The 9421-nt window shown below is 74.4% G+C and carries 7 protein-coding genes; 1 reads left to right on the top strand and 6 read right to left on the bottom strand.

The window, feature by feature from the left end; translation table 11 throughout:
- Positions 1 to 151: 151 nt before the first annotated feature.
- The 4 genes from ACZ34W_RS25760 to ACZ34W_RS25745 form a co-directional block, all read right to left on the bottom strand.
- Positions 152 to 304: a hypothetical protein gene (locus ACZ34W_RS25760; protein WP_329488976.1), complete on the bottom strand. Its 153-nt coding sequence runs from the start codon at positions 302 to 304 to the stop codon at positions 152 to 154.
- A gap of 208 nt (positions 305 to 512) precedes the next feature.
- Positions 513 to 827: a hypothetical protein gene (locus tag ACZ34W_RS25755; RefSeq protein ID WP_465607436.1), complete on the bottom strand. Its 315-nt coding sequence runs from the start codon at positions 825 to 827 to the stop codon at positions 513 to 515.
- A 70-nt stretch (positions 828 to 897) separates the two neighbouring features.
- The gene (locus ACZ34W_RS25750; protein WP_465607434.1) at positions 898 to 1884 is read right to left on the bottom strand and encodes a TauD/TfdA family dioxygenase; all 987 of its coding nucleotides are present in this window, start codon (positions 1882 to 1884) and stop codon (positions 898 to 900) included.
- A 44-nt stretch (positions 1885 to 1928) separates the two neighbouring features.
- Positions 1929 to 2822 (bottom strand): TauD/TfdA family dioxygenase, encoded by an 894-nt coding sequence (locus ACZ34W_RS25745; protein ID WP_465607432.1) that lies wholly within the window; start codon positions 2820 to 2822, stop codon positions 1929 to 1931.
- 253 nt (positions 2823 to 3075) lie between these two features.
- Between ACZ34W_RS25745 and ACZ34W_RS25740 the strand changes: the two genes are divergently transcribed.
- On the top strand, positions 3076 to 4473 hold the full coding sequence (locus ACZ34W_RS25740) for an MFS transporter (RefSeq protein ID WP_465607430.1): 1398 nt from the start codon (positions 3076 to 3078) through the stop codon (positions 4471 to 4473).
- Between the two features lie 58 nt (positions 4474 to 4531).
- Here ACZ34W_RS25740 and ACZ34W_RS25735 read toward each other — a convergent pair whose 3' ends face one another.
- Together ACZ34W_RS25735 and ACZ34W_RS25730 are read right to left on the bottom strand one after the other, a co-directional pair.
- Complete coding sequence (locus ACZ34W_RS25735; protein ID WP_465607428.1) at positions 4532 to 6391, bottom strand: AfsR/SARP family transcriptional regulator; 1860 nt, start codon at positions 6389 to 6391, stop codon at positions 4532 to 4534.
- 375 nt (positions 6392 to 6766) lie between these two features.
- Positions 6767 to 9421: serine hydrolase (locus ACZ34W_RS25730; RefSeq protein ID WP_465607426.1), on the bottom strand; the 2655-nt coding region annotated here is incomplete at its 5' end.

Here is a 9421-nt window from a genome sequence, read left to right as displayed (position 1 = left end):
TGAACCCCGGCGCCCAGGTCACCCTGCCCTGGCGGGCCGACTTCAACGGCCTGGCCTACGGCCTCGCCGGCAGCGGTTCGGCGGGCCGCCGCGCTGTCTCCCACCGCCGCCGGTACGGCGATGTGAGCCATCGTCGGATTCGGACGGACCGTCAGTCCCAGCCGTTGTTCATGGCGACCGTGACGGCCCCGCCCCGGGCACCGGTCGCCGCGTCGATCAGCGAGACGGCCGGCGCGACCAGCAGGGTGACGGACAGCACGACCGCGGCCGGAGCGATACGGCGGACGATGGCCATGGCGTTCATTGGAATTCCCCCAATTACCTGCCCGCGAGATGGTGCGGGCACTGACGTGTGAATTCGTGGCGAGCCTGATCCAGCTCGGCACTTTCGGCGGCTTCTCCTTGGTTTCCGAGGAGCTCCCCCTGCCGACACCTCTACTCTCACACGGTCGAGATGGCCTGACCATGGAATCGGTAGGCCAGGGTGTTGCCATGTCACGTTGCTGCCGTCGTCACCCTTCCGCGTCCGGCTCGCCGGACAGCAGGACCTCCCCGAACTGCGGGACGAGCGTCGCCCCGACCCGGACCAGGTGCCCGCCCCGCAGGCCCGAGCAGTAGGCCAGGCAGAGCTCCCGGGCGGCCTCCTCGGCCTCCCGGACCAGGGCCCGGGAGAGGAAGAGCACGGCGCGGACCGCCCCGTCCCGGGGTTCGGCGTAGACGTGCCGCAGCCCGTGCCCGGGCTCGGCGCAGCGCAGCAGGCCGTCGCGGACCTCCTCCGCGGAGGGCCCGTCGGCCGGAACGGCCAGATCGGCCAGGACGATGTGCATGGCTACCCAGGGAGGGATGGCGGGAAGCGGCCGCTGTCGGGGGACCGGCGACCGCCTCCCACCGCGGCGGTCAGTACAGGACCAGGCCGTTGTCGGCCCGGTGGCCGCGGCTGCGGCGGTGGTCGAGGTGCACGAAGGTCCGGTGCAGCCAGCGGTCGTGGCCGTCGTAGCGGGCCTCGAAGGAGGTCCGCCCGTGCACCGACAGGCGGTTGTCCACGAAGGCCAGCTCGCCGGGCTGGAGCACCAGCATCGCCGAGACGTCGAGCAGGGCGCCGCGCAGGATCTCCAGGGCCGCCGTGGCGGTCTCGTCCAGACCGGTGGTGGCGCTGAAGTCGACCCGGACGTTCGGGTCGTCCGCCGCGCCCTCCAGCACCGGGTGGTACTCGGTCCCGGCGCCGGCGTGGAAGGACGGCGGCGGCTGCGTGACGAAGCGCGGCTGCATCAGGACCTCGATCACGTTGTCCGGGATGATCAGCAGCGCCCGGCGGATCGACGACACCAGGGTGCCGGCGGTGCCGCTGTGGTCGTTGCGCAGGCAGAACAGCCCGACGTAGTCCGGACGGTGCGGGTGGAAGGCGTTCTCCACGTGCAGTTCCAGCAGCGTGCCGGAGCCGGCGTTGCTCTGCGACTCCTCGCGCCCCGGCACCGGGACGACGTTCTGCACCAGGGCGCCGGACTTCTCCTCGCGGTACGCGACGACCTCGCCCAGGGCCAGGCTGACCAGTGCCGAGATCGCGGCCGGAACGGTGGCCACGCGCTCCACCGACTCCGGGACCGTCGGGGTCACCGGCAGCGCGTCCACGTCGTTCGGCAGGTTGCGCAGGATCAGCAGGCCGTCCGGGCCCGGGTCGTGGCGGTAGCGGCGGACCGCCTCCCGGACGCGCAGCGGCAGCCGCGCGGAGAGCTTGCGGGCGGCTCCCATCCACGCGATCTCGTCGACCATGCCGCGCTCGACCCCGACGAGCTGCACGGCCAGGGCGTACACCTCGTCGCGCTCGGCGTCGGTCAGGGTGACGGCACTGGTGGTGTGGATTGACGACGACAACACCGTGGTCATCGGATGACCCCTTTCAGGCTTCTTCGCCGGTTCTCAACCGGAAGTCAGTCGGACATCGCCACGAGGACCCGGCGTGCCCCCGTGAACGGGCGGCGGCCGTGGCCGACCAGCAGGTTGTCGATCAGCAGGACATCGCCCTGGCGCCAGTCCACGTCCACGGCCGCCGCCAGAGCGCGGTCGCGGACCTGCAGGACGTGCTCGGCCGGGATCGGCGACCCGTCGGCGAAGGCCACCGACTGCGGCAGGTCCTCCTGCGGCATGACCTTGGCCAGGGCGGCCGCCGTCTCGTCACCGAGCGCGGCCGGGTGCCACTGGTCGGACTGGTTGAACCAGACCTCGGCGCCGGTCCTCGGGTGGTGGACGGTCGCCGGGCGGTTCTGGACGATCCGCAGGCTGCCGTCCCGCCGCCACTGGCTCACGGCGTGCGAGGCGGCCAGGAACGCGTCCACCTCGTCCCGGTCACCGGTCTCGAAGGTCTCCTGCCAGCTCTTGCCGAGGCCGAGGCCGCCGTGCAGGTTCTGGGTGTACCGGACACCGTCGGCGAAGCGCTCGCGCACCTCGTCGTCGAGCAGCTCCAGCCAGAGCGCCGCGTCGACCACCGGGGTGGCCCCACCGGTCGCGGCGGCCGTGACGCAGCAGAACAGCAGCCGCGCGGGCCACTGGTGCGCGTACGAGAGCTCGTTGTGCATCGAGATGGTGAACTCGGCCGGGTACTCGGTGGAGGTGTAGACGTTGTCACCGACCTTGGTGCGCGGCGAGTTCCCGTGCACGTAGGCGAGGCGGTTCGGCAGCAGCCGGTCCATGACCGGTGCGAGCCGCTCCTCGGTGGCGCCGAAGCCCCGGAACACCAGGGCCTTCTCCCGGTCCAGCAATGACTCCAGATCAGGGCTGGAATCGAGCCATTCGAGCAGCCCGTCGAGGCCCGAGTCTTCGGACACGGACAGTGATTCCGGGCTGATCTCCAACGGCTTCCAGGCGGGACGTGCGCCCAATGCCGCGACCCCCTTCCAGGTCGACAGACGGCCACGCGGAAATCCGTGGCAGGAGGACGGTCCCGAAAGGTCCTATATTCCAGCGATATTCGCACCGCCCGGACGGCGCCCGGGCCGGGGTATAGGGAATCGATAGCAGGCGGCCCAAGGCTGGCGAGCCAATGCCGGAAACGGTCCGATGGCAGCGAGAGGGCCCCTCATGACCATACCGACAGCGACCGACGCGCGCGGGCGGCCCGACCGAACCGGGCCGACGGCCGGCACCGAAGGAACACCGGTCGACGGACCACCGGCCGACGAACCGGAGGCCGCCGAACCGGGGGCCGACAAGCCGGGGGCCGCAGGCGGCGCCGGCACCGCCGCCGCCGGGGCCGACGCGCCGTCACCCACCGTGCCGCTGCGCCGGAACATGGACTTCCTGCGGCTCTGGGTCGGCGCCGGACTCTCGAAGTTCGGCTCCACCGTCTCGATGGTCGCCTACCCGATGCTGGTGCTCTGGCAGACCGGCTCCGCCACCGCCTGCGGCTACGTCGCGTTCGCCGCGGCGCTGCCCAACCTGCTGGTCCAACTGCCCGCCGGGGCGCTGGTCGACCGCTGGGACCGGCGCAAGGTGATGCTGGTCTGCGACGCCGTCCGGATGCTCGCCTTCGCCGCCGTCGCGCTGGCCGCCTACCACCACTGGGTCTGGGTGCCGTTCATCATGGCCGCCGCCTTCGTGGAGAGCGCGCTCGGGATCTTCTACTCGACCGCCGAGCAGGTGACCGTCCGCAACGTCGTGCCCGTCGAGCAGCTGCCGGCCGCCCTCGCCCAGAACCAGGCCCGCGGTGCGGCCATCGGCCTGCTCGGCCAGCCGCTCAGCGGGCTGCTCTTCACCGTGCTGCGCTGGCTGCCGTTCGCCGTCACCGCCGTGGCCGACCTGGTCGCGCTGATCTGCCTGACCTTCATCCGCCGCGACCTGCGGGCGGCCCCGACCGGTCCGCCGCAGCGACTGCACCACGAGATCAAGGACGGCGTGGTCTGGCTCTGGCGCCAGAAGTTCCTGCGGATCATGACCGCGGTGTTCGCCGGCAGCAACCTGCTCTTCCAGATGCTGAGCCTCACCGTCATGGTGGTGATCAAGGAGCACGGCGGCAGCCCCGCGGTGCTGGGCCTGGTCTCCGGGGTGGCCGGGGTCGGCGGCCTGCTCGGCGCGCTGGCGGCCGGCTGGTGGGCGAAGCGGGTCGGCCTGTACGCCACCGCGGTGCTGGGCCACCTGGTCTGGCTGGTGCTGATGCCGCTGGTCGCGCTGCTGCACCAGCCGGTGGCGATCGGCCTGGTGGCCGCCGGGATCATGTTCGTCGCCGGGCTGTTCAACGTCTGCGGCGGCGTCTACATGGCCCGGAACACCCCGAACGAGCTGCAGGGCCGGGTGACGGCCACCTCGGCCTTCCTGACCTCCGGCGCCAACGCGCTGGGCTCGCTGGCCGCCGGCTACCTGCTCGCCCGCGCCGGGACCACCTGGACCGCGATCGTCATGGCCACCGTCCTGCTGCTGCTGACCGCCGCCGTGACGCTCAGCCCGGCCGTCCGGGCGGCCGGGCGGGAGGCCCCGGCGTAGCAGCGCGCGGGAGCCTCCCGGCCGAGCCCGCCGGGAGGCTCCCGCGGTGCCGCCGCCGTCAGCCGGCCAGCAGCTGCGGGGTCCGGGACCGCGGCGCCCCGCGCTGGCTCGGCACGCCGCCCGCGCCCGGCGCCGACACCAGCAGCACCACCAGCTCGTGCAGCCGGTACCCGCCCCGCTCGGAACCGCCCGCGCCGGCCGTCTCCAGCAGCCGGATGTCCACCAGCTCCTCCAGCACCTGCTCCGCCGTCGCCTGCGGCAGCCCCAGCTCCCAGGCGGCCGCCTCGGCGGGGAAGACGCCCGTCCCGAAGGGCGCGAGCCTGCTCAGCACCTGCCGGCCGCGCAGGCTGACCTCGCGCAGCGAGCGCCGGATCGTCTCGCGCACCCGCAGCTCGCCGAAGCTCAGCTCGTCCAGCCGGGTGCTCTGGTCGGCCAGCCGCCCGGCCAGCCGGGACAGCGGCCAGTGCGGCCGGGCCGCCAGCCGCACCCCGGCGATCCGGACGGCCAGCGGCAGGCCCGCGCAGCTGTCCACGATCGCCCGGGCCGACACCGGGTCCGCGGCGACCCGCTCCGGCCCGACCAGCGCGGCCAGCAGCTCCATCGACTCCCCGTCGTCGAAGACCGGCAGCGCCAGGGTGTCCCGCCCCGAGGCGGCCAACAGGTGCCGACGGCTGGTGACGATCACCGCCGACTCGGGCCCGTTCGGCAGCAGCGGGGCGATCTGCGCGTTGCTCACCGCGTTGTCCAGCACCACCAGCAGGCGCGCCCCGGCGCAGTGCGTGCGGTACAGCCGGATCAGCTCCAGCAGTCCCCGGTCGGGATCGGCGGACTCGACGCCGAGGGCGTGCAGGAAGGAGGCCAGCACGGTCTCCGGGGAGCGCGAGGTGCCGTCCTGGTCGGTCAGGTCGGCGTAGAGCTGACCGTCCGGGAAGCGGTCCCGCAGGCCGTGCGCCCGGTGGACGGCGAGCGCCGACTTGCCGACCCCGGCCATCCCGGTGATCAGCGCGCGCCGGGGGCCGGCACCGGCCGCGTCCGACGCCACCAACCGCTCCAGCTGGGCGAGCTCCGCCCGGCGGCCGGTGAAGTCCGCGACGTCCGGCGGCAGCATGGCCGGCGCCGGCCGCCCGGCGGCGGGCAGGCCGAGCCGCACCGGGCCCGACGGCGCCGGGCCGGCGGCCGGCAGACCCAGGGTGCCCTCCAGGACCGCCTGGTGGACGCCGGCCAGGGTGGCCCCCGGGTCGATCCCCAGCTCCTCGGCCAGGATCCGGCGCCCCGCGTGGAAGACCGCGAGGGCGTCCGACTGCCGGTCGCACCGGTACAGCGCGGTCATCAGCTGGGCCCTCAGCCGCTCCCGGGTCGGGTGCTCGGTGGCCAGCGCGGTCAGCTCCGGCACCAGGCGCTGGTGCCGGCCGAGCGCGAGCTCCACCTCGACCAGGTCCTCCTGCGCGGCCAGCCGCAGCTCCTCCAGCCGGGGCCGCTCGGCGTCCGCCAGGAACTCGGTCACGTTGCCGAGCACCGTGCCGCGGTAGCGGGACACCGCCGCCCGCAGGTCGTCGGCGGCCTGCGCCAGGTTCCCCCGGGTCAGCGCGTCACGACCGCGACGGGCCAGCCGCTCGAACGTCGTCAGGTCCAACTTTGCCTCGTGCGCGACCAGTTGGTACCCACGCGGGCGGCGGACCAGCTCGACGTGCGGCCCCAGGCGCTTCCGCAGCCGGGAGACGTAGGTGTAGATCTGCGCGGTCATCGTGGTCGGCGGGTCCCAGGCCCACAGCATGTCGCTCAGGTGCGTGTCGGAGACGGTCTGGCCGTTCGCCAGCAGCAGGCTGGCGAGCACCGTCTGCGCCTTGACGCCCGGCAGTTCGATGTGGAGGCCCTGGTCGTCGAGGACCTCGACTGGGCCTAGGACACGCAGTTCCATGATTCCCCCTGTGCTGTGCCGAATTCGTGCGGACGGCCGCGTCCGCGGCGACCCGCGATCCGGCGCGCCGACACCGGCCGGCGGCCCCCCTCTGGATTCTGGGCCGGTCGGGGGGCCCAGTCAGCGATCCGGCGACGTCAGGACGCTGCACTGGCACGATGTGGTCATGCCCGGGAGGGCGGGCCCGGGGCGATTCGGGGGTAGGCCCGGGGGGCCGGTCCGGGGCGGTCCGGGGCGATCCGGGGCTTCGGCAACCCGCGTCGGACCGGGGTCCGGCCACGGCCGCCGCACGCTGACCGGCCCCCGCCCGCCCCGCGCGCGGCGGGGGGACGGGGGCCGGCGGCCGGGCCCTCAGCGGCTCGGCCCAGCCGGGGCTCAGCCCAGCCGCGACTCCGCCTCGGTGGCCTCGTCGATCGCCTGCTGCCAGAGGTGGGCCAGCCGGTTCTGGCCGGTCCACACCGTGGCGAGCAGGTGCTTGACCAGCTCGCGCCCGGTGACCGCGTTGGACAGCAGCACCACGCCGGTGCCGGAGTGCACCCGCAGGCCGGTCATCGCCTGGAACCCGACGGCCTGGCCCCCGTGCCCGAACTCGAGGTCGCCGCTGGTGTCGTCGACGATGGTGCTCCAGCCGTAGGAGCGACCGGACTGCGGGGCGAGCATCCGCCGGACCAGCTCGGCGCCCACCAGGCCGCCGGAGTGCCCCAGGTGGCAGCGCCGCACCTCGACGGCCAGCCTGGCCAGATCGGCCGCGGTGGTCCACAGGCCGCCGGCCGCCAGCTCGGGGTTGAGCACGTACCCGCCGGACACCGGGGTGCCGTCGGCGTGGTGGCCGCGCGCGTACGGCCGACCCAGCTCGTCCGGGACGGCCACCCCGAAGCCACTGCCGGTCATCCCCAACGGCGCCAGTACCAGCCGGTGCACCAGGGCCGGGAACTCCTCGCCGGTGGCGTCCGCCATGGCCTGCTGGAGCACCGAGTAGTTCAGCGGGATCTGCCGGAAGGTGGCGCCGGGCTCGTCCAGCAGCCGGGCCGGCGGGGTGATCGCCGGCGGGCGGCCGTTCAGCACGTCGAGCACCGTGGGCACCGGGTCGTGGCGGTGGTAGTTCCCGTCGACGTCCGGATGGGGGGCGATGCCGGACAGGTTGGCGATCAGCAGCCGGGGCGTCACCGGGGTCGACACCCCGGGCAGCGCGGGGACCTGCCAGGAGGTGAGGTACTCGTTGACGTCGCGGTCCAGCTCGATCACGCCGGCCTCGACGAGGCGCAACAGGGCGAACGTGGTCACGTGCTTGGAGATCGAACCGGCCGGGAACAGCGTCTCGGCGGTCACCGGTGCGGGGTCCTCCACCCCGAGCACGCCGAACTGCTCGACCGCCGCCAGCTCGCCGTTGCGGATCAGCGCCAGCGAGGCACCCGGGATGCCGTGCCGCGCCATCACCTCGGCCACCCCGGCGACACCCGCCGGGGCCGCCGCGAACCGGCCGCGCGGGGCGGCCGCCGGCCGGTCACCGGCCTGGTCCAGCAGCTCCGCCACGCAGCGCAGCTGCTCGGCGGCGAGGCGCTGGACGGTGGCCGGCTCGTGGACGGCGGTGTTGTACGTCCAGTGCAGGTACAGCCGGCCGTCGTAGACCTCGGCCGCGATGTCGAGCAGGTGGGTCGACGGCGCGTCCGGGGCCGCCCGCAGCTCGATCCGGCCCGGGACGAACACCAGCGGCGGCTCGCCGTCCCGCTCGGCACCGGTGAGCGGCGGCGCGGCGGCCGTCGGCGCGGCCGGGGTGAAGCCGAACCGGACCTCGCCGGTCGGCAGCTCCGCCAGCTCGGCCGCCAGCTCGGCGTCCGGCGCCAGGTAGCGGAGCAGGCCGTAGCCGTGCGCGGGCGCCGGCACCGACCGCAGCCGGCGCGCGACCGCGGTGTGCACGGCGGACAGCTCACGCCCCTTCGGGATCCGCAGCACCACCGGGTGGAGGTCCGCCAGCGGGCCGACGGTGTTCGCCAACTCGGATGCCAGCGCCTGCTGGTGGCGCGGATCGGTGACGACGTCGAGCAGGATCCGGTCGCCGCCCGCCCACTGCGCCAGGGTCTGGCCGAGGGCGGTCAGCAACGGCTGCTCGGGGCGCGGACCGGCCAGCAGCGCGGCCGTCCGCTCGGCGGGCAGCACGACCGTGACGGTCTCCTCGGTGGCCCGGCACGGCGCCTGGTCCCCGACCCGGTCCACCGGCAGCGACACGGCCTCGGCCCGGTCGAGCCAGTACTCCGCCTGCTCGGCCACCCGCTCGGAGTGCGCCTGCTCGCCCAGCTCCTGCGCCCAGGCCCGCCACGGCACCTCGACCGGGGCCGTCAGCACCGGAGCACCCGCCGCCGATTGCGCGTAGGCCGCGTTCAGATCGGCGAGCACGATCGGCCAGGAGGCGGAGTCCGCCGCGAGCTGGTGGATCGTCAGCCACAGCTCGTGACGCTTCTCGTCGTCGAAGCGGACCAGCGTGGCGCGGAGCATCGCACCCTCGGACGGGACCAGCCCGGCCCGGTCCCGGGCGAGCGCGCCGTCGAGCTCGCCGGCACGGTCGGCGGGCGCCACGGTACCGAGATCGAGCACCGAGAGCAGGGCCGTCCCGGCGGGCGCCGGGGCCGGCTCCGCCGACCGGCCGTCGGCGGAGATCCGCAGCCGCAGAGCCTCGTGGCGGGCCACCAGCGCGCCGAGCGCGGTGGCGAGCACCGCTGCGTCGGGCAGCCGCCCGAGCGCCAGCCGAACCGTCCGGGCACCGCCGTCGGCCGAGGCCAGCAGCCGGTGCTGGCTGGGGGTCAGCGGCACGTCCTCCCCGGCCGGACCGGCCGGCTCGGCGTCGATCATGCCCGCCACCTCGGCCAGGCTCTTGGCCTGGAGCATCATCCACAGCGCCAGCGGCACGCCGGCCTCCCGGCACTTGGCCAGCACCTGCACGGCGCGGATGGAGTCGCCGCCGAGGTCGAAGAAGCTGTCGTGGATGCCGATGCGGGGGAGGTCGAGGACCTCGGCCCAGATGGTGGCGAGGCG

The sequence above is a fragment of the Kitasatospora sp. NPDC022856 genome, from assembly GCF_055561235.1.
This window is presented reverse-complemented; position numbering and strand designations above follow the sequence as displayed.